The 19043-nt window shown below is 64.0% G+C and carries 18 protein-coding genes; 6 read left to right on the top strand and 12 right to left on the bottom strand.

The window, feature by feature from the left end:
- Positions 1-21 precede the first annotated feature (21 nt).
- From ACKUTP_RS07705 to cobM, 10 genes are read right to left on the bottom strand one after another with little or no spacing between them, the layout of a single operon-like run.
- Complete coding sequence (locus ACKUTP_RS07705; protein WP_271738070.1) at positions 22-789, bottom strand: adenosylcobinamide-GDP ribazoletransferase; 768 nt, start codon at positions 787-789, stop codon at positions 22-24.
- Entirely contained in the window at positions 786-1334 is a 549-nt protein-coding gene (locus ACKUTP_RS07700) for a bifunctional adenosylcobinamide kinase/adenosylcobinamide-phosphate guanylyltransferase (protein ID WP_409063995.1), read from the bottom strand. Before ACKUTP_RS07700 ends, ACKUTP_RS07705 begins: the two co-directional genes overlap by 4 nt.
- Positions 1331-2473 carry a nicotinate-nucleotide--dimethylbenzimidazole phosphoribosyltransferase gene (locus ACKUTP_RS07695; RefSeq protein ID WP_409063994.1) on the bottom strand — a complete coding sequence of 381 codons (1143 nt, stop codon included), beginning with the start codon at positions 2471-2473 and terminating at the stop codon, positions 1331-1333. The genes ACKUTP_RS07700 and ACKUTP_RS07695 overlap by 4 nt, the downstream gene beginning before the upstream one ends.
- The gene (locus tag ACKUTP_RS07690; RefSeq protein ID WP_409063993.1) at positions 2466-3848 is read right to left on the bottom strand and encodes a cobyrinate a,c-diamide synthase; all 1383 of its coding nucleotides are present in this window, start codon (positions 3846-3848) and stop codon (positions 2466-2468) included. The genes ACKUTP_RS07695 and ACKUTP_RS07690 overlap by 8 nt, the downstream gene beginning before the upstream one ends.
- Positions 3845-5194 (bottom strand): precorrin-6y C5,15-methyltransferase (decarboxylating) subunit CbiE, encoded by a 1350-nt coding sequence (gene cbiE / locus ACKUTP_RS07685; protein ID WP_409063992.1) that lies wholly within the window; start codon positions 5192-5194, stop codon positions 3845-3847. Before cbiE ends, ACKUTP_RS07690 begins: the two co-directional genes overlap by 4 nt.
- Positions 5182-5925 (bottom strand): precorrin-3B C(17)-methyltransferase, encoded by a 744-nt coding sequence (gene cobJ / locus ACKUTP_RS07680; RefSeq protein ID WP_409063991.1) that lies wholly within the window; start codon positions 5923-5925, stop codon positions 5182-5184. Before cobJ ends, cbiE begins: the two co-directional genes overlap by 13 nt.
- Positions 5925-7016 (bottom strand): cobalt-precorrin 5A hydrolase, encoded by a 1092-nt coding sequence (locus ACKUTP_RS07675; protein WP_409063990.1) that lies wholly within the window; start codon positions 7014-7016, stop codon positions 5925-5927. Before ACKUTP_RS07675 ends, cobJ begins: the two co-directional genes overlap by 1 nt.
- A gap of 42 nt (positions 7017-7058) precedes the next feature.
- Positions 7059-7292, bottom strand: a complete 234-nt coding sequence (locus ACKUTP_RS07670; protein WP_409063989.1) for a hypothetical protein — start codon at positions 7290-7292, stop codon at positions 7059-7061.
- Positions 7285-8469 (bottom strand): cobalt-precorrin-5B (C(1))-methyltransferase CbiD, encoded by a 1185-nt coding sequence (cbiD, locus tag ACKUTP_RS07665; protein WP_409064227.1) that lies wholly within the window; start codon positions 8467-8469, stop codon positions 7285-7287. Before cbiD ends, ACKUTP_RS07670 begins: the two co-directional genes overlap by 8 nt.
- Before the next feature lies 1 nt (position 8470).
- Positions 8471-9262 carry a precorrin-4 C(11)-methyltransferase gene (cobM, locus tag ACKUTP_RS07660; protein WP_055286466.1) on the bottom strand — a complete coding sequence of 264 codons (792 nt, stop codon included), beginning with the start codon at positions 9260-9262 and terminating at the stop codon, positions 8471-8473.
- Between the two features lie 458 nt (positions 9263-9720).
- Here cobM and ACKUTP_RS07655 point away from each other — a divergent pair, with 458 nt between their 5' ends.
- From ACKUTP_RS07655 to ACKUTP_RS07630, 6 genes are all read left to right on the top strand, one after another.
- A complete protein-coding gene (locus tag ACKUTP_RS07655; RefSeq protein ID WP_055286465.1) occupies positions 9721-10647 on the top strand; it encodes a sirohydrochlorin cobaltochelatase in 927 nt (308 codons plus the stop codon).
- Between the two features lie 145 nt (positions 10648-10792).
- A complete protein-coding gene (locus ACKUTP_RS07650) occupies positions 10793-11326 on the top strand; it encodes a hypothetical protein (RefSeq protein WP_195363984.1) in 534 nt (177 codons plus the stop codon).
- 4 nt (positions 11327-11330) lie between these two features.
- Positions 11331-12902 (top strand): ABC transporter substrate-binding protein, encoded by a 1572-nt coding sequence (locus ACKUTP_RS07645; RefSeq protein ID WP_409063988.1) that lies wholly within the window; start codon positions 11331-11333, stop codon positions 12900-12902.
- Positions 12903-12924: 22 nt separating this feature from the next.
- Positions 12925-13947: a FecCD family ABC transporter permease gene (locus ACKUTP_RS07640; protein WP_409063987.1), complete on the top strand. Its 1023-nt coding sequence runs from the start codon at positions 12925-12927 to the stop codon at positions 13945-13947.
- Positions 13948-15162 carry an ABC transporter ATP-binding protein gene (locus ACKUTP_RS07635; RefSeq protein ID WP_409063986.1) on the top strand — a complete coding sequence of 405 codons (1215 nt, stop codon included), beginning with the start codon at positions 13948-13950 and terminating at the stop codon, positions 15160-15162.
- Positions 15163-15349: 187 nt separating this feature from the next.
- Positions 15350-16783 (top strand): radical SAM protein, encoded by a 1434-nt coding sequence (locus ACKUTP_RS07630; RefSeq protein WP_409063985.1) that lies wholly within the window; start codon positions 15350-15352, stop codon positions 16781-16783.
- Positions 16784-16971: 188 nt separating this feature from the next.
- Here the strand turns inward: ACKUTP_RS07630 and ACKUTP_RS07625 are convergent, their stop codons facing one another.
- Both ACKUTP_RS07625 and ACKUTP_RS07620 read right to left on the bottom strand, forming a co-directional pair.
- Positions 16972-17583, bottom strand: a complete 612-nt coding sequence (locus ACKUTP_RS07625; protein ID WP_117746330.1) for a TetR/AcrR family transcriptional regulator — start codon at positions 17581-17583, stop codon at positions 16972-16974.
- Positions 17584-17699: 116 nt separating this feature from the next.
- Positions 17700-19007: a YbhN family protein gene (locus ACKUTP_RS07620; protein WP_409063984.1), complete on the bottom strand. Its 1308-nt coding sequence runs from the start codon at positions 19005-19007 to the stop codon at positions 17700-17702.
- Between the last annotated feature and the right edge of the window lie 36 nt (positions 19008-19043).

The raw sequence follows: 19043 nt of genomic DNA, 5'->3' as shown, positions 1-19043 counted from the left end.
GCGCACCACCTACCACGAGAATCATAGGAGCATACCCCCCGCCACCAGCATGGCAAGCATCGCGAGCTCGGCCCATTGCAGAAACCATCCGGCCAAATCCCCCGTCACCCCGCCGAAGCGGGACAGGGCAACATGGTGGTACCACGCGAGCGCCAAAAGCCCCGCCACCGCCATAAGGGCGCCGACGGCCTGAGCGCACGCGACCATCCCTGCAGCCGAAGCCGCAGCGAAAGCGCAAAGCGGCACGACGATCGCCGCGCGCTTCTTCGCAGGCGAGAGCCCCGCGGCCATGCCGTCCGCCCGCGCGGCAGGCCAGCATTCTACGGCGAGCCCCGAAAGCGCGCGGGAGAACACGAGCGAGCACAGAAGCGCGAGGAACGCCCCTGCCGTAAGCGGCAGCGCGGTGAACAGGGAAAACTGCAGAATAAGGTACACAACAACACCAATGACCCCGAAGGCGCCCGCCCGCGGGTCGTGCATGATCTCGAGCTTTCGCTCGCGCGGGGCCCAACTTGCAAGCGCATCGGAGGTGTCGCAGAGCCCGTCTAGGTGGATGCCTCCCGTCACCGCCACAGGCAGCGCCGCGAGCACGGCCGCGACGATGGTCGCGGGTACGCCGAGCAGGTTCGCCACGTACCCCCACGCCGTCATGAGGAAGCCTTCCGCAAGGCCCACCAGGGGAAACGCGGCAAGCGCATGGGTTGATCCGAAATCGGTCCAGGCCGATTTCGGGACGGGGATGCGCGAGAACGTTCCGAACGCCGCGCCGATTGCCTCTGCTATCTTCACCTTGTAGGTCCTTCGCCTTTCATCCACACGGGAATCCCGCATACCACTTCGACTGCACGGTCGGCCAGCGCCACCACACCCGCGTTCACGCGCGCGAGCGCGCGCCTCCATGCCTCGGTCCCCTCATCGTAGCGCATCCCATCGGCGAACACGTCGACGGTGACCACCACCGTATACGCAGCGGCCTGAGCGAGCCGTTCGATGCCTCCGAGCACCTCGCGCGTCGCAGCGTCGGGGTCACGTGGGGACAAGCCGCCTTCCGCGAAGAGCTCGTTCGCAACCAGGTTGCCCACGTCCTCCAAAAGAAGCGTGCAGCCGCACGGAAGCCCGGACGCTGCGGCGCCCACGTCACGCGTGCGCTCGAGGGTGGAAAACCCTTTGCCCTCGCGCAGCGCCCGATGGCGCGCGATGCGACGGTCGCTCTCTTCCCCGAAGGGCTCCATCGTTGCCAGGTACACGCGGGGGCCGTCGTGCCTGAGGCACAGGGACTCGGCGTAGGCGCTCTTGCCGCTCGCGGCGGCGCCGATGACGAGCGTCACCGTCATTTCCCGGCCTCGAAATGCTCGTAAGCAGCCATGCCAGACGCCGTGAACGTCTTCCCATCCCGGTACACGCGCAGCGCCGAATCCAGAAGGGGCAGATACGCCATGGCACCCGCGCCCTCGCCCAAGTGCATGCCTGCGTCGAGGGGTGCCTTTATGCCGAGCTCGCGAAGGAGCTCCTGGCTTGCGGGTTCGCTTGATGCGTGGGTGCCCACGAGGTAGCCCAAGGCGTTGGGGCAAAGGCGCACCGCGCACAGGGCCGCCGTGCAGGATATGACCCCGTCGAGGAGCGCCGGCACCTTCGAGGCCGCGGCCCCCAGGTAGAAGCCGCACATCGCCGCGATGTCGAAGCCGCCCACCTTCGAGAGCACGTCGATCGGGTCGGCGGGATCGGGCGAGTTCGCATCGATAGCGCGCTCGACCACGTCGCGCTTGCGCGCGAGCGAGGCGTCCGAGAGCCCCGCGCCGCGCCCGACGAGGCTCCGCGCGTCCGCCCGGATGAGCACTGCGGCCACCGCCGCCGAGGTGGTCGTGTTGCCGATGCCCATCTCGCCCGCAGCGAGAAGGCGCACGCCGGCGCGGGCAAGCCCGCACGCGACGGCGATTCCGACCTCGATCGCGCGCACGGCCCCATCGCGAGACATGGCTAAGCCGTGCGCGATGTTGCCGCTCCCCCGTCGCACGTTCGCGCGCACCATGCGCGCGTCTTCTATGCCCCGGGCCATACCCACGTCGACGGGCACGACCTCGGCACCCGCGAACGCCGCCATGCGGCAGGCGCTCGTGGCCCCCTCGCACATGTTGTGCGCGACGACTCGCGTCACGTCTTGCCCGCTTTGCGACACGCCTTCGGCAACGACCCCGTTGTCGGAGAAGAATACCGCGAGCGCACGGGGAAACTCGGCCACCTCGGCGCTCCCCTGAGCTGCGGCGATACACGCGACAGCGTCTTCAAAGTCGCCCAATCCCCCCAAGGGGTGCGCGATGGAGTCCCACGCGGCATACGCGGCGGCGCGGGCGCACTCGTCTGCGGGCGCGATCCGGGAGAGCGCGGCTTCGAGCACGGCGCCCGGCGCCGACGAGAACGCGCGCTCGACTTCCTCGCGGATGCAGGCAAGCGCGGTTTCGGTTGCTTCAGCCATGCCGTCTCCTCTCTGCGAACGACGCTGCGGCAGACGCGAACGCGCGCGCAACGTCGGGGTTCGCAGGATAGTACACATGCGGGAAGCCCGCAACCAGGGACGGGGTGGTCGTCATGCACGGCCAGCCCTTGTCGCGCCGGGGCTTCTGCGCCCAGAAGTCGCCGCCCGGGCAGGTGGACTGCCAGTAGTGGAACTCGTGCGCGCGGATGCGTGTGCCGCGCGGCCCGTAGAGCCCGTCGCGTTGGGAAGTGAGCTCCACGTACCCGAAATGGGACAACCTTCCCCCGTTCTCGCTTGCGCCCTCAAGGGCGCCCGCAACAGGCCAGCGCCGCCCCTCGCTATCGGCGATTTCGCGCTGCAGGCACAGAAACCCACCGCATTCGGCGACCGTCGGCATGCCGGATTCCACCGCGCGCCGCACCGCCTCGCGCATCGGCGCGTTCTCGGAGAGCTGTCGCGCATGGAGCTCCGGGTAGCCGCCTCCCAGATAGAGGGCGCTTGTCCCCCGGGGCAACTCGCTATCACACAGAGGGCTGAAAAAGGCCAGCTCGCAACCCAGGTCCTCGAGCGCGCGCAGGTTCTCCTCGTAGTAGAACGAGAACGCCTCGTCACGCGCGACGGCGACGATGGGCCGCGCTCCCGCGATCGGCTCCAACCGGTAAGGTTCCTCGCGGATATCGGGTGCCGTCGCCGCTATTTCGAGCAAGCGGTCGACGTCGACGCTCTTTTCCACCAGCTCGGCCATCTTGTCGATGCGCGCGGAGAGCTGCTCGACCTCGTCGGCGGTCACAAGCCCCAGATGCCGGCTTTCGAGCGAGAACGCCTCGTCGGCGGGAATATTACCCAAAACCGCGACGCCCGTGTGCTTCTCGATCGCAGGCGCCGCGTAGGCGCAGGCAGCGGCGCTCGTCTTGTTCAGCACGACGCCGCGCACGTTCGCACAAGGCAGGAACTCGGCGATGCCGCGAATTACGGCGGCGAGCGATAAAGACGCCCCGCGCCCGTTCACCACTAAAACGACCGGCGTTTCCGTGTCGCGCGCAACCTGGTAGCTGCTCGCGTCGGCCACGCCGGGCGCCATGCCGTCGTAGAAGCCCATGACCCCCTCGAGCACCGCGACATCCGCGCCCGCGGCGCCGCGTGCGAGCAGGGCGCGCAGCGTCCGGGCGTCGGTGAAGAAGCCGTCTAAGTTGCCCGAGCGCGCGCCCACGACGCGGCGATGAAAGAGCGGGTCAATGTAGTCGGGGCCGCATTTGAAGGCCGCGCATGCGAGGCCGCGGCGCGCAAGCGCGCGCAGGAGCGCGCACGTAACGACCGTCTTGCCGCTCCCGCTCGAGGGCGCAGCGACCATGAAACGCGGGATGGTCGTGCTCACCGGGCGCCGCCTTCCCCACCCGCACCACGCGCGCTGACGAGGAACACGGGGTTTTGCGCCTTCATAAGATGGTGCGAGCCTACAGCCTCGGCGCGGGCGGCCGACACCTGGCACGCCTCGAACCCCTTAAAGCGCGAACCCGAGAGAAGCGCGCACGCCTCGGTGAGCGTCTCAACGGTGACGCATGGCACGCACAGGCGAACCTGCGAGTTCTTCTCGAGCGCCGCCTCCACGATAGAGGGAAGCTCGCCCGCGCTCCCGCCGACGAACACGGCGTCGGGGACGGGCAGTTTCGCGAGCGCTTCGGGGGCGACACCGGGGACCGCATGCACGTTGCCGCACCCGAATGCATCCGCGTTCTCTCGGATGAGCCGCACGCCGGCCGCGTTGCGCTCGACCGCCCATACCGACCCCGCTCGCGCGACGAGCGCCGCCTCAATCGACACGCTCCCCGTGCCGGCTCCGACGTCCCACACGGTGTCGGTCGCGGTAAGGCGCAGCTTCGCGAGCGCGACGGCGCGCACCTCCTGCTTGGTCATGGGAACGTCGCCGCGGATGAAGAGCTCGTCGGGAATGCCCAAGGAAGCGTACGGCCAGCGGGAGCTCGCGGCGCTGGATGCGCCCGCAGGGTCCGCCGCGGAAGAAGCCGCCGCGGGCGATGACGCGCCGGCCGGCGCCTCGGAGGCTGCGCTAGAGCCCGCAGGCGACCCGGCGCCGCCTGCGAACTCGATAAGCATCACGTTCAAGTCGTCAAACGTCTGACCTGCGATTTCACTTGCGGTCGCACAGGTGATGCGCTCGTCGGGGTACGACAGGCGCTCGGCCACCGTCACGCGCGCGTCCCCGAAGCCCGCTTGCGCAAGCTCGCACGAAAGCCGCGAGGGGTCTTCCCCGCCCGACGTGGCGAGGAAGAGCTCACCTGCGCGCTCGGCCTCGGCCACGATGTCGCACGCCACGCCGTGAGCGCTCGCGAAGCGCCAATCCTGCCATGGACGCGCAAGGCGCGCGGCGAGATACGACGCTGAGCTTATGCCGGGAACAACGCGCACGTCCACCTGCGCGTCGCCGGAGAGCGCCTCCACCAGGCGGCGCGCGCCGCTGAACAGCCCCACATCGCCCGTCATCACGACCACGGCGCGCCGCCACGACGCCGCATCGGTGAGCGCGGCGACGATGTCCGCCGTCTTCACGAGCTCGCATCTCACCACGTCGGGCGGCACGTCGATGCCGGCAAGCGCGCGATGAGCGCCAATGACCACGTCGGCGATGTCGATCGCGTCGAGCGCCGCGCGCGAGAGCAAGTCGGGGTTTCCGGGCCCCGCCCCGATGATCGTTACCTTTCGCATGGAATCTCCCGATACCCGCGCGGCGTGACCATACGGCCGCCTACGAGCTTCGTGTCAGCGTTGCCGACGAACACGGTGGTGAACATGTCGGCGTCGAGCTCCCCCAGCTCGGAGAGCCTGCACATGCCCGACTGCTGCCCCTCGCGCCCGATGTTGCGTACCCAGCCGCAGAGCGTGTCGGGGGCCTTCCATTCGAGCATAATCTTCGCCGCGCGCGAGAGCCTGTCGGCGCGCTTTCTGCTGCGCGGGTTGTACAAACAGATGCAGAAGTCGGCGCTCGCCACGGCGGCGAGCCTGCGCTCGATGACCTCCCACGGCGTGAGCAGGTCGGAGAGCGACACGACCGCGAAGTCGTGGGCAAGCGGGGCGCCGAGCACCGCCGACCCGCTCTGAGCCGCGGTGGCCCCGGCGATAACTTCCACGTCTACATCGGGGTAGTCCTCCGCAAGCTCCAGCACGGGGCTCGCCATGCCGTACACGCCCGCGTCACCGCTGCACACGAGCGCCACGGCTTCTCCGCTCTGCGCGCGCGAAAGCGCCAGGCGGCACCGTTCAACCTCGTGCATCATCGGCGTCGCGAGATGCGCCGCGTCGGGCACGGCGGCGAGCGCGAGCTCCACGTATTTCGTGTACCCCACAACGATGTCGGCCGCCTCGAGCGCGCGCCGGGCCGCAATCGTCATGCCGTCGGGGCCGCCCGGGCCGATCCCCACCACGAAGAGCTTTCCCATCACCGCTCCTTAAACGAAAGTTCGATAGTTACCTTGGAAAACGCGACGGTCACGCCGCCGTGAGCGAGCTTCGGGAAGATAAGTTTGCCCCCGTCCGCGAGCGCCGCGCGCTCGCACACGTTGTCGACCCCCACCGTCGCGCGCACGAAATTAGATGGCGAAACGCTGCCTTCGACCTGCGACAACTCCTCTGCGGAATACGTCGCAAGCGGGATATTGCGCGCGCGGCAGAAGGCGAGCAGACCCTCCTCGTGCGCCTTCACTTCGATCGTCGCCGCCTCGCGCACGGCCGAAGGCGAGATACCCGCCTGCCCGCACGCGAGAAGAAACGCCTCCTCGATCGCTTCGGCGCACGCACCGCGACGGCACCCTATGCCCGCAACGATGCAGGGCACGACAAGGCGAAGCGGCGCGGGCGAAGGCCCCTGCCCCCGCACGCCCGCCGGCTTCCACGTCTCACCGGCGGGCACGACCTCGCCCGTTGTCTCCAAGGCGCGAACGGACGCACCTGCATTCGCGCCAGCGAACGGCGACACGACGATATCGGCCCGAGCGCGGTCGGACGCAATGTCAACCCCCTCAGGCGGCTGTCCCGAAATCGGCATGTCGGAATAGAGCGCCACGCGCCCGCCCGAAAGCAGCCGCGCCGACACTCGCTTGATGGCCTCGGGATTCGAAACGGCGAGCCCCGCACAGCGCGCCCACGTATCCACCGCCCACACGCCGCGGACGTCGGTCGCCGTGGTGATGACGGGGATGGCCCCTGCCGCGCGTGCCACAGTTTGCGCAAGCTCGTTCGCACCGCCCAAATGCCCCGACAAAAGCGGGACGGCAAAGCGCCCCGCCTCGTCGATCGCCACAACCGCGGGATCGTTTACCTTCGAGGCGACATGCGGCGCGATCGCCCGCACGGCGATGCCCGCCGCGCCCACGAACAGAAGCGCGTCCGACGCTTCCCACGTGAGCGCCGTCCATGCGCGCAGGTCGGCCTTCCCCTCGCCGAACCCGCGCGAAACGGAAACGTCCCAGCCAGGGTCATCTTCACCTGTCTGCGCGCAATCGGAAAGCGCGCGTGCGGTGCGCTCCGCCAACGCATACCCCCTCTCAGTGAACGCTATGCAGGAAACCCTCATCTAGCGCACCACCATCGTCGAGAAGTAGCTGCCCCGATCGGGCACATCGTCGAGCGAGCGGTACACGCGCTCGCCCGGAAGCCCACAGTCCTCTACGAGCTCGGCACCGTCGAAGGCGCCCTCCTCGCGAAGGATGCGCTTCGTGTCCTCAAGCGAGCGGCGCGTCTTCATGACCACCTTCGTCCCCGGCCAGCCGATTGCGCGGCGCACCCCGTACAGCACGCCTTTACTCATACGTCGCCCCCAATTCCCCGATAACTGCATCGGCGCCCGACGTGCGGAAAAGCTCGCGGCGCTCGGCGTCGAACACGACCGCGGCGATGTCGCATGCGCCCGCCGCGCGGCGGCGCAACCTGTCCTCGATTGCCGCAGCGAGCGAGGCACGCGCAGCGTCCCCCACGCCGGCGGCCTCGATTACCTCGAGCGCCGCCGTGGTCGTGACCGACGACATGATCTCGCGCACGGTCTTCGCACCCGCGCCGGCCAAGGCCGCGTGGGCGGCCAGAATCTCCGCGCGGCAGTCAGCGGTACGCGAATGGGTGTCCATGATGCCGCCAGCGACCTTCACCAGCTTGCCGATGTGTCCCACAAGAAGGACATTGGTGAATCCCTCGCGAACGCAGCAATCAATCGCATCGCCCACAAAGTTGGAGATGAAGACCACCGGCGCTCCGTTTAGGTGGAAATGCCCCGAGATGAACTGCCCGCCGTAGTTGCCGGGCGTGAGTACGACTCCGCGCCGCCCCATAGCCGCATGCTGCCGGATCTCGAGCTCGATGCTGTCGCGCAAGGCAGCGAGGCTGCGCGGCTCGACGATGCCCGTCGTGCCTAGGATGGAGATGCCGCCCTCTATCCCCAGGTGCGGGTTGAAGGTCTTTTCGACAAGGGAAACGCCCTCGGGTACCGAAATCGTCACAGCAATATTTCCAGAAAAGCCGTGCGCGGCGCACACTTCGCGCACCGCCGAAGTGATCATCGCGCGCGGCGTCGCGTTGATGGCGGCCGCCCCCACCGGCTGCTCGAGCCCGGGCAACGTCACGCGCCCCACGCCCACGCCGCCATCGACGGAAACTTCCGATTCGCGCGCGGGCACGCCCTTGCTGCCCACAGCGCCCGTGCCCGACCCCGCATGTTCCACGCGCGCGTACACGAGCACGCCGTCGGTCACATCGGCATCGTCGCCTGCGTCCTTTCGCACGGCGCACTGGGCACACCCCTCGCCGATGCATGCGTCGACCACGTTCGCTTCGACGGGCAGCCCGCCGGGGGTGACGATCGACACGCGGCCGAGGGGCTTTCGTGACAAAAGCATCTCGCAGGCCGCCTTCGCCGCGAGCGCGGCGCAGCTCCCCGTGGTGTAGCCGCAGCGCAGGCGGGTCGTCCCGGTATATATGTAGTGCTCGAAGGCCACGCTAGCTGCTCGCCTTCCGATACCCCGTGGCAAACGAAGGGTCGTAAAGCTTGCTGCGCTCGTACGACTCTGCTTGCGCGCCGTTGTGCGAAAACCCGCCGCGAGCTCCGAGCACGCGGCCCACCACCACGAGCGCCGTGCGGTCGATGCCCTCTCGCGCGCCCGCATCGGCGAGTGTGCCCACTGTGCAGCGCACCACGCGCTCCTCAGGCCAGGTCGCCTTGTACACGAGCGCGGCCGGCTCGTCGGAGCTGCGGCCCGCGGCCAAAAGCTCGGCGGAAAGCTCGGCGAGCATACCCGAGCTCAGGAAGATGACCATAGTCGAGCCACTTTCCGCCATGGTGCGCATGCCCTCGCCCGCGGGCATGGGGGTACGTCCGGAAAGCCGCGTGATCACGACCGACTGGCTGATTCCCGGCAGCGTGTATTCCTGGCGAAGCGCCGCCGCGGCACCGCAAAAGCTCGACACGCCGGGCACCACCTCGTAGTCCACGCCGCGCGCGTCGAGCGCGTCCATCTGCTCCTGGATGGCGCCGTACAGGCACGGGTCGCCCGTGTGCAGGCGCACCACGTCCTCGCCCCGCGCATCTGCCGCGCACATCACGTCGAGCACTTCCTCCAAGGTCATGTGCGCGCTGTCGTAGACGATGCAGGATTCCTTGCACTCAGCGAGCAGCTCGGGGTTCACAAGGCTTCCCGCCCAAACGACCACGTCGGCCGCGCGCAAAAGGCGCGCCCCGCGCAGCGTGATAAGGTCGGCGGCGCCCGAGCCAGCGCCAACGATATGAATCATCCGAGCCTTCCCTTCCCGTTTCTCATCGCAACCGTTTACGCTGCCATTCGCGCAGCGGCCAAAACACGGCGCCCGCAGCGGCAATCGGCGCAAATACGCAGGCAGGAGGCGCAATGCCGCCCGCCCTGGCTTTGACACGTTCAAAAGTGCCCACTATCATAGTAAAAGATTCGGCAACGAGCATATGACAATCGGATAAAAGGAAATGACCGGCGCGGCGCCCGCACAGCCCGCGCTGGCTTGCGGAGGGAACCAGGTGGGAATCCTGGGCAAGGGACATTACTGTATAGGACGCACGGGCGAACCGCCTCGCGCCCCAAGCCAGACTGCTTCGCCTTTTCCTCACGGCATCGCCGTGGCGTTAGCTCCTTGTGAACCCCGAGGGGTGCGCTTTTCTTTCGCTTGTGCCGACAAGCAACTGTCGCCGGGGGACCGGCAAACCGAGGAAAGGAAAAACCATGTCCGACCAGATGTCACGCCGCGGCTTCATGGGCGCCGCAGCAACCGGAGCCTTCGCGCTCGCCGGAGTCGCGCTCGCGGGCTGCTCCAACACCTCCGCGAGTTCCGAGAAATCGAGTGAAAAGGAGAAGGCCGTGAAGCCGGTCATCCTCGTCACGAGCTTCGGCACGAGCTACAACGACTCGCGCCACATCACCATCGGCGCCATCGAAGACGCTATCCGCGAGAAGTACTGGCAGGACTACGACATCCGCCGCGCCTTCACCGCGCAGATCATCATCGACAAGCTGAAGAAGCGCGACGGCATCACGATCGACAACATGACCGAGGCGCTCGACCGCTGCGTGGAAGACGGCGTAAAGGAAATCGTCGTGCAGCCGACGCATCTCATGGGTGGCCTGGAATACACCGACGTGAAAGACGAGCTCGACAAGTACGCCGACAAGTTCGACAAAATCTCGCTCGGCGACCCGCTGCTCACCTCCGACGACGACTACAAGAAGGTGGCCGCAGCCATTAAGGAGAACATGGCGTCCTTCGACGACGGCAAGACGGCGCTGTGCCTCATGGGCCACGGCACCGAAGCCGATTCCAACGCCGACTATGCCAAGATGCAGGAAGTGTTTAAGAACGAGGGCTTGACGCAGTTCTTCGTCGGCACCGTCGAGGCTGAACCGACCTGCGAGGATGTTATCGCCGCCGCGAGCGCCGCAGGCTACAAGAAGGCCGTGCTCGCGCCGTTCATGGTGGTCGCGGGCGACCACGCGAACAACGACATGGCAGACGAGACCGACCCCGACAGCTGGGCTGCGAAGTTCGTGGCTGCCGGCTTCGAAGTGACGTGCCTGCTCCAGGGTCTGGGACAGAACGTCGCGGTCGACGACATCTACGTCGCGCACGTGGACGACGCCATCGCCAAGCTGTAAACTCGCCGCGCACGGGGGCGCCGGTCGCGTCCCCGTGCAACGGGCATGCGCCTTCCCCGACTGACGGCGCATGCCCGTTGCATTCGCATCCCGCCCGCCCACCGCACGGCGCGGGCGGTCGAAGCGATTGAAAGGAACCCCCTCCATGTTGAAGAAAACCCTCGCCTTCGCCCTGTCGGCGGCGCTTTTCGCGTTCTCGCTCGCCGGCTGCGGCGGAAATTCAATCGACAGCGCAAAGGCAAGCGATGCCGATTCCCAGGAAAAGACCGAACAGGCGGCCGATGCGCCCGAGGGCGCAAGCGCTGCCCCCATCACCGCCGACAAGGTGGCCGACGGCACCTATCCGATCACCGTAGATTCCAGCTCGAACATGTTCAGGATTGTGGATGCCCAGCTCATCGTGGAAAACGGCTCCATGCACTGCGTGATGACACTTTCCGGCACGGGCTACGGCAAGCTCTTCATGGGCACGGGCGACGAGGCTGCCGCCGCGAGCGAGGCCGACTTCATCCCCTATGTGGAAAACGCGGAAGGCAAGTACACCTACGACGTGCCCGTTGATGCGCTCGACGAGGACACCGCCTGCGCCGCGTGGAGCATTAAAAGGGAGCGGTGGTACGACCGCACGCTCGTATTCGAATCCGCCGGCGTCGATCTGCGCGCCGACGCACTGAAGTAACGCCATGCGGTCGATTCTTCCCAAGGGGGAAAACAGGAAGCGCCGCAGCATCGCGGCGCGCGCGATCGCCTGCGTTCTCGTCGCCCTGCTCGCGCTTCCCTTCGCGGGGTGCAGTGCGAGCCCGAACGTGACCGGTGCCACGGCGGGCTCTCAGGAATACACTGTGAGCGTCTCGCTTTCCGGCGGGTCAGGGCGCGCAAGCATCGCCTCGCCCACCACAATTGTGAAGGATGGCGACACCTACACCGCGACCATCACCTGGTCGAGTTCGAACTACGACAAGATGACCGTCGACGGCGTGGACTACGCGCCCGTAAACGACGGCGGCAACTCCACGTTCGAGATACCCGTCACGCTCGACGAGGACATCGCCGTGTCGGCCGAGACCGTCGCCATGTCGACGCCGCACACCATCGACTACACGCTCCACTTCGACTCATCCACCATGAAGGAGAAATCGGGCGACGATGCAAGCGGTGGCTCCCCTGCGGGAACGGCTTCAAGCGCCGCGGCCGACTTCCACAACGCTGATTTGGGCTGCGGCTGGGAGCCGACGGGGGCGCTTCAGCTTGAATACGCCAAGCACTTCACTGTCGACGAGTTCGAAGGCGGCTTGCGGCTTATCTGCGTTTCGAACGGGGAGCGCTTCCTCGTGGTGCCGCAAGATGCGAAGGTACCTGACGGGTTGAGCTCCGACATCGCGGTCATAAGACGCCCCGCCGACAAGGTGTACCTCGTGTCGTCGGCGACGATGTGCCTGGTCGACGCGCTCGATGCGAACGACAATATCTTAATGTCGGGCACGAAGGCCGACGATTGCTCGGTCGCGGGCTTCAAAAGCGCGCTCGAAAGTGGGGCGATCGCCTACGGCGGCAAGTACAGCGCGCCCGACTACGAGCGAATATCGGCCTCGGGCTGCACGCTCGCCATCGAGAACACCATGATCAACCACACGCCCGATGTGAAGGAAAAGCTGCAGAAGCTCGGGCTCGTCGTGCTCACCGAACAGTCGTCGAGCGAGCCCGAAGCACTCGGACGCATCGAGTGGATTAAGCTTTTCGGCGTCCTGTTCGACAAGGAAGAGGAGGCCGCGCACCTGTTCAACGAGCAGAAGGCCCGCGTCGAGCAAACGTCGGGGCTCGCGTCGTCAGGTAAAACCGTGGCGTATTTCTACATTAACTCGAACGGGGCCGCCGTCACGCGGCGGAGGGGCGACTACGTGGCGCAGATGATCGAGCTCGCAGGCGGCAGCTACGCGCTCGATGACGCACAGACGGCGTCGACGTCAGGTTCGTCAGTAACGCTCGAAATGGAGCGCTTCTATGCGACGGCGAAGGATGCCGACATCATCGTCTACAACGGCACCATCGACGAATCGGTTGCCACCTTGAGCGACTTCGTAAGCAAAAACGCGCTATTGTCGCAGTTCAAAGCCGTGAAGAACGGCAACGTCTGGGTCACAAGCGCCGACATGTACCAGCAGATGACTTCTACCGCCGACATTATCGACGAGCTGCACGGGGCGTTCACCGGCGATGACACGAGTGACTTCCATTATCTGAGGAAGCTCGGCTAGCGCCATGAGAAGCCGGCTTACCATGGCATACGACGAATCGGGGCGCGCCGCGCGGTGTCGCGTCGTGACGGCGCTGCTCGCTGTTGCCCTCATCGTGCTCGTCGGGGCCAACCTGTGCGTCGGAAGCGTGCTCGTGCCCGCAGACCACATCCCCGGCATCCTTTCGGGCGGCGCGGCCAATTCCATGGAAAGCCAAGTCATCTGGGAGATTCGCCTGCCGCGTGTGCTTTCAGCCGTGCTTCTCGGCGGGGCGCTTTCCCTCTCCGGGTTCCTGCTGCAGACGTTTTTCAACAATCCCATCGCCGACCCGTTCATCTTGGGCGTCTCCTCGGGCGCAAAGTTCGTCGTCGCGCTTACGATGATCGTACTTCTGGGCGCGAACCAGGCCATGTCCTCGCCGGCCATGGTGGCCGCAGCGTTTCTGGGCTCGCTTATCACCATCGGCTTCGTGCTCCTCATCGCACGGCGCATAAGTTCCATGGCCATGCTCATCGTGGCGGGCGTCATGGTGGGATACATCTGCTCGGCGGCGACGAACTTCCTTATCGCCTTCGCCGACGACCAGTCCATCGTGAACCTGCACAACTGGTCTTTGGGTAGCTTCTCGGGTTCGAGCTGGGACGACATCGCGGTCATCGCTGTCGTGGTGATCACCGTGAGCGCATGCGTATTCGCGATATCGAAGCCCCTTTCCGCCTTCCAGCTGGGAGAAGCCTACGCGAAAAGCGTCGGCGTGAACGTCGCACGCTTCCGCGTGGTGCTCGTCCTTCTAGCGAGCATGCTCTCCGCCTGCGTGACCGCGTTCGCTGGTCCGGTGTCGTTCGTAGGCATCGCGGTTCCGCATCTCGTTAAGTCGGCGCTGAAGTCGTCGAAGCCCATCCGCGTGATTCCTGCGTGCTTCTTGGGAGGCGCCATCTTCTGCGCGGGCTGCGATTTGATCGCGCGCACGCTGTTCTCTCCCGTCGAGCTTTCCATCAGCGCCGTCACCGCCATCTTCGGCGCGCCGGTGGTTATCGCGCTCATGTTGAAGAAACGAGTGAGGTAGATGGGGGAATTCATGCCGCGGCCCAAAACGCTCAGAGGGGAGTCGAACCTCGAAACCCCGGTCGAAACGCAGGCTGACGGAGCGCCGCTTTTCCGCATAAGCGACCTGTCGGCGGGCTACGACAAGAAGGTCGTAGTCGAAGGCGTCGATCTGGAGGTTCGCGCGGGCGACGTCGTGGCGCTCATCGGGCCGAACGGCTCGGGCAAGTCGACCATCTTGAAAACCATCACACGCCATCTGGCACCGCTTGCCGGCGCGGTCGAGCTCGACGGGCGAGAGATTTCCCGATGGAAGACGGCGGAGTTCGCAAGGAACCTTGCCGTTATGCTGACAGATCGCCCCCGGACCGAGCTCCTCACCTGCCGCGATATCGTAGAGGCGGGAAGGCATCCCTACACCGGGCGAATGGGCACACTCTCGCCTGACGACCACAGTCGGGTCGACGAGGCCATGAAAACCGCACATGTGGAAGAGCTCGCCGAGCGCGACTTCATGCAGATAAGCGACGGGCAACACCAGCGCGTCATGCTCGCACGCGCCATCGCGCAGGATCCGCGTGTGCTCGTGCTCGACGAGCCCACATCGTATCTCGATATCCGCTACCAGATCGACCTGCTGCGAATACTTCGCCACCTTGCGAAATCGCGGAATGTGGCTGTCATCATGTCCATCCACGAACTCGAGCTCGCGCAGAAAAGCGCCGACAGGGTGATTTGCGTGAAGGACGGCCGGGTCTTCCGCGCCGGCGCACCCGAGGACATATTCACGCGCGAGACGATTGGCGAGCTCTACGGCCTTCAACATGGCACCTTCAACGAGCGCTTCGGCAGCGTGGAAATTGGGCGCCCACACGGCGATGCGCACACGTTCGTCATCGCCGGCGCAGGTACGGGGTCAGCTGTGTTTCGCCAGCTAATCCGGCAGGGCAAGGCGTTCTACGCGGGCGTTCTGCACGAAGGGGACATCGACTGCGAGCTTGCGCGCGACCTGGCGACGGAATGCGTGGCCGAGCGCGCCTTCGAGCCGATCGGGGATAAAACCATAGCCCGCGCCAAAGAGCTCCTCGTTCACTGCGCGCGTCTTATCGTGTGCCCCGCCGCCTTCGGCACCATAAACGCCCGCAACGCAGAGCTCGTCGAGTTCGCGCGCTCACATGGTATCGAGGTCATGCGAGCGCGCGAAGGCGCATCGGAAGATTCCAATGGATACGCCTAGGCGCGGCCCAAGAAATCGTCCGCATCCCCATCTGACACTATTTCACCGCAACTTAGAGAGCGTCCGCTATAACGCTTCATCCCAAATCAAATTGATTCGTTGAATAGACACATTGCAAATCTTTATACTTCGTTTAATCCACAAGTGGGTATTATCACACACAAGGCACACGTGAAAGGATATGCGCATGTCGCTTACACAGTCAGCAGAGCGTGCAGCGCTCAACAAGCTCATCGATTATCTCGACGACAACCCGCAAGAAAACATCGACAAAATCATGGACCTCGTGAACAAGCTGGTCCCCAATCGCGTATTTCCTGTACAGCGAGAGGCATTCACCAATGTCATCAAGAGCCGCGGCAATTGGTATGACCTGATCATGCGTGTGTTCAGCCTTAATCCCCAGATGCGAACCAAGCTGCTTAAGACCCTCATTGTCGACGCCAACCTGCTTGCTTGGCCAGAGCAGGAAAAGAACCGCGAAAAGTACCAGTGCAACGTTCCGTGGGCCATCCTGCTCGATCCCACGAGCGCCTGCAACCTGCATTGCACGGGCTGCTGGGCCGCTGAGTACGGCTACAAGCAGAATCTCTCGTTCGAAGACATCGACTCTATCGTTACGCAGGGCAAAGAGCTCGGTACGCATATCTACATCTATACCGGCGGCGAGCCGCTCGTCCGCAAGCAGGACCTAATCAGAATTTGCGAAAAACATCAGGACTGCGCGTTTCTCTGCTTTACCAACTCCACGCTGATCGACGAGGCCTTCTGCGACGACATGATTCGCGTAGGTAATTTTGTCCCCGCCATCAGCGCCGAGGGCAATGAGCACACAACCGACGCCCGTCGCGGCGAAGGTACCTACGCAAAGATCGAGCACGCCATGAAACTCCTGCGCGAGCGCGACTTACCGTTTGGTATCTCCACCTGTTGGACAAGCGCCAATGCCGATACGGTTGCTACCGAGGAGAACATGGACTGGATGATCGGCGAGGGAGCACTCTTCTGCTGGTACTTCCACTTTATGCCGGTTGGCCGCAACGCAACCCCCGAGCTCATGCCCACGCCCGAGCAGCGCGAGCACATGTATCACTTTATCCGCAAAATGCGCGAGAAGAAGCCGCTGTTTACGCTCGACTTTCAAAACGACGGCGAGTTTGTAGGCGGGTGTATCGCCGGAGGTCGCCGCTACCTGCACATCAACGCCGCCGGAGACGTGGAGCCGTGCGTGTTCATCCACTACTCAAACGCCAACATCCACGATGTGAGCTTACTCGACGCGCTGCGCTCTCCCCTCTTTATGAAGTACTACGAGAACATGCCGTTCAACGACAACTACCTCAAACCATGCCCCATGCTCGAGAATCCCGACGTGCTGCCCAAAATGGTCGCCGAGAGTGGCGCAATGAGCACCGATCTTATCGAGAAGGAGTCACCCGAGCAGCTGCGCGAAAAGACCCAGGCTGCCGCCGAGGCATGGTCACCTGTCGCCGACCGCATCTGGAACGACTCCGACGATCCGCTATACGCCAAGCGTCACGAGGATAAGTCACAAGGTATGGCCGATAGCGACATGCACAAGTTCGAAAAACAGGGCCGCACGCTCAAAAACGGCGATTAATGCTGCCCTACACGACAAACGCTCAGAAATGAAGCGGAGCAGTCTCGAGGCACATCTTCGAGTCTGCTCCGCCTTACCATCAAAACAGTTTTACTAAGTTGCGATGAAATAGGGGCTAGATCGGCCTTCCAATAACCAAAACAATCCCTATTCCACCGCAACTTCTTTAAGTTGTTGAATTATCGATGCTATTCGAAGCGAGATTCCAGACTCGACAGACCATTGAGAGTCAGATCGTTGGCGACCTCAGAGACGCGCTCGATAGGAACCGAGCCGTCAGACAGCGCCCACGTGCGATAGATACCGATAATACCCGACAGCAAAAACGCCAGATAGTAGTCGAACATCTCGTCCTTGAGACCTTGAGGCAGCAGATCGCGCTCGGCAATCTCGTGCTCGAGCGGCGCACGAAGACGAGCCATAAAATCATCGAGCGGAATGTTCTCGATAAGTTGACGATTAAGCACCAAGTTGTTGCACAGTGCCTCGTTAACGGTTTTAAAGAAGGTCGCCGCCGCGCCAAGAGCGCGCTCGTTGGTGTCGCCGTCCATTGAAGCAAGCGTTTTCTCGACCGAGTCGACAATCATCTCCACCACATCGACGGCAATGGCATCGAGCAGGCCATCAACCGTACCAAAGTGAACGTAAAAGGTCTTGCGGTCGACATTGGCCTCGCGCGCGATGGCACTCACCGTAATGTCTGCCAGCGGCTTTTCCATGAGCAGGCGCTCGAAAGCCGAAAGGATGGCATTACGGCTGCGAACGATGCGGCGATCAAGACGCGGTTTGCTGGTTGCCATGGGCGTGTCCCTTCGATATGCAAGCATTCATCAACAGATGAGAGATAATCTACGTAAGAGGATTATCCCCCATACAGCACAAATATGCCCCGCATCATGAAGAACGCACGACTGCCCTACTGCAACTTGGGATGCTTCTTCTTATTGAGTGCCGACGGAGATACGCGAATACCGTCTCCTGTCTGACGCACATAGGCCTTATGAGCCGGCTTTGCGGTCCCAGAAGCCTTCTGAGCGTGCTTCTTGGGATCAACGGTAACAGCATTCGTGGGGTGCGGCTTAGTGGGCGCAGAGGGCGTCTGAGGCGTGCGGCCGAGCTTGCGCATCACGCGATCCCAGCGCGCATGGATGCTCTCGTTGTGGGCGCTCTTAAGTCCCAGCAGGGGCGCAGCCAAAATGGTAGGCGCAATAAACGTAATGAGACGCCACAGCAGATAGCCGGCGGTCGAAGCCGAACCGAAGAAATGACCCAAGAACAATGCAAAGCCGCCCTCAGCGCCACCAGTTCCACCGGGCAAGGGAACCGCAGAGCTTAACAGCTGGACAAAGGCGCTCGCGGCCATGACCGAGAAAAAGTCGACCTCGTGGTGGCCAAAGGCAAGCATCAGGAAATACGGAACCAGATAGAAAAACGCGAGCTGCAGCATGGTGATAAACACGGTGAGCAGCATGGAAGAAAAATGTCCGGCCGAAAGCTTGAACTTCTCGGAGAAGGAGTAGATCTCGCCATCGACAAACGTGCGCCAACCCTCGATCTTAGTGGCCGAGACACCAATGCGCTCGAACCAATTGATGATGCAATGGGCGACGCGCGTGACGGTCTTAGGCATGAGCGCGACGGCGAAGATGCCCAGCAAGATGCAGCAGTGTCCACCAAAGCTAAAGACGCACAGCAGCGTCATGTCGCCGTAGCGTTCGGCAAAAAACGGCATACGGGCAAGCAGTAGGATAGCGCCCCAGGCAACGAGGCCAAACTGGTACACGATAAAACGCGTGAATTGCGTGGCGCCGGCCTCGCCCACGTTTTGGCCGGCCTTGGTCAGGCGATAGATTTGAGCCGGGGTGGAGCCCATCATCATGGGCGTCAGGTTACCAAAGAAGATGCCACTCGCCTCGACCGAGATCAGGTCGCGGATGCCGACGGGCGAATTGGGATCGAGCCAGACGGCGATCGCATAGGCCACAATGCCAAAGAACAGATACATGAACATGCAAAGACACGCGACAACGAGCCATGGCGCCTGGACGCTCGACATAGCGGCCCAGAACTGCCCCATCTGCCCGGTTACCACCAGATAGACGATATAACCCACCAGCACAACGCCGATAAAGATGGCGCCGCGGCGTGCGCTCTTATTGTCATCTCCGCCCGAGGCCTCAACCTCGACCTGGGGCTTAGACGTATGCTGAGAGGACTCCGTCATGAGACTCCTTCTAACAGTCAAAATATCTTGGATATT

This window comes from Collinsella sp. wc0529, from assembly GCF_046116875.1.
Classification (GTDB): domain Bacteria; phylum Actinomycetota; class Coriobacteriia; order Coriobacteriales; family Coriobacteriaceae; genus Collinsella.
The sequence above is the reverse complement of the archived record's forward strand: the minus strand, read 5'-3'. Positions and strand labels throughout refer to the sequence as shown.

What these genes read in the sequence shown, in the direction of transcription:
- ACKUTP_RS07700 (WP_409063995.1), bottom strand. Translation starts at nt 1,334, where the DNA reads ATGACGGTGACGCTCGTCATCGGCGCCGCCGCGAGCGGCAAGAGCGCC.
- ACKUTP_RS07695 (WP_409063994.1), bottom strand. Translation starts at nt 2,473, where the DNA reads ATGGCTGAAGCAACCGAAACCGCGCTTGCCTGCATCCGCGAGGAAGTC.
- cbiE (WP_409063992.1), bottom strand. Translation starts at nt 5,194, where the DNA reads ATGCGAAAGGTAACGATCATCGGGGCGGGGCCCGGAAACCCCGACTTG.
- cobJ (WP_409063991.1), bottom strand. Translation starts at nt 5,925, where the DNA reads ATGGGAAAGCTCTTCGTGGTGGGGATCGGCCCGGGCGGCCCCGACGGC.
- ACKUTP_RS07670 (WP_409063989.1), bottom strand. Translation starts at nt 7,292, where the DNA reads ATGAGTAAAGGCGTGCTGTACGGGGTGCGCCGCGCAATCGGCTGGCCG.
- cobM (WP_055286466.1), bottom strand. Translation starts at nt 9,262, where the DNA reads ATGATTCATATCGTTGGCGCTGGCTCGGGCGCCGCCGACCTTATCACG.
- ACKUTP_RS07655 (WP_055286465.1), top strand. Translation starts at nt 9,721, where the DNA reads ATGTCCGACCAGATGTCACGCCGCGGCTTCATGGGCGCCGCAGCAACC.
- ACKUTP_RS07650 (WP_195363984.1), top strand. Translation starts at nt 10,793, where the DNA reads ATGTTGAAGAAAACCCTCGCCTTCGCCCTGTCGGCGGCGCTTTTCGCG.
- ACKUTP_RS07645 (WP_409063988.1), top strand. Translation starts at nt 11,331, where the DNA reads ATGCGGTCGATTCTTCCCAAGGGGGAAAACAGGAAGCGCCGCAGCATC.
- ACKUTP_RS07640 (WP_409063987.1), top strand. Translation starts at nt 12,925, where the DNA reads ATGGCATACGACGAATCGGGGCGCGCCGCGCGGTGTCGCGTCGTGACG.
- ACKUTP_RS07635 (WP_409063986.1), top strand. Translation starts at nt 13,948, where the DNA reads ATGGGGGAATTCATGCCGCGGCCCAAAACGCTCAGAGGGGAGTCGAAC.
- ACKUTP_RS07630 (WP_409063985.1), top strand. Translation starts at nt 15,350, where the DNA reads ATGTCGCTTACACAGTCAGCAGAGCGTGCAGCGCTCAACAAGCTCATC.
- ACKUTP_RS07625 (WP_117746330.1), bottom strand. Translation starts at nt 17,583, where the DNA reads ATGGCAACCAGCAAACCGCGTCTTGATCGCCGCATCGTTCGCAGCCGT.
- ACKUTP_RS07620 (WP_409063984.1), bottom strand. Translation starts at nt 19,007, where the DNA reads ATGACGGAGTCCTCTCAGCATACGTCTAAGCCCCAGGTCGAGGTTGAG.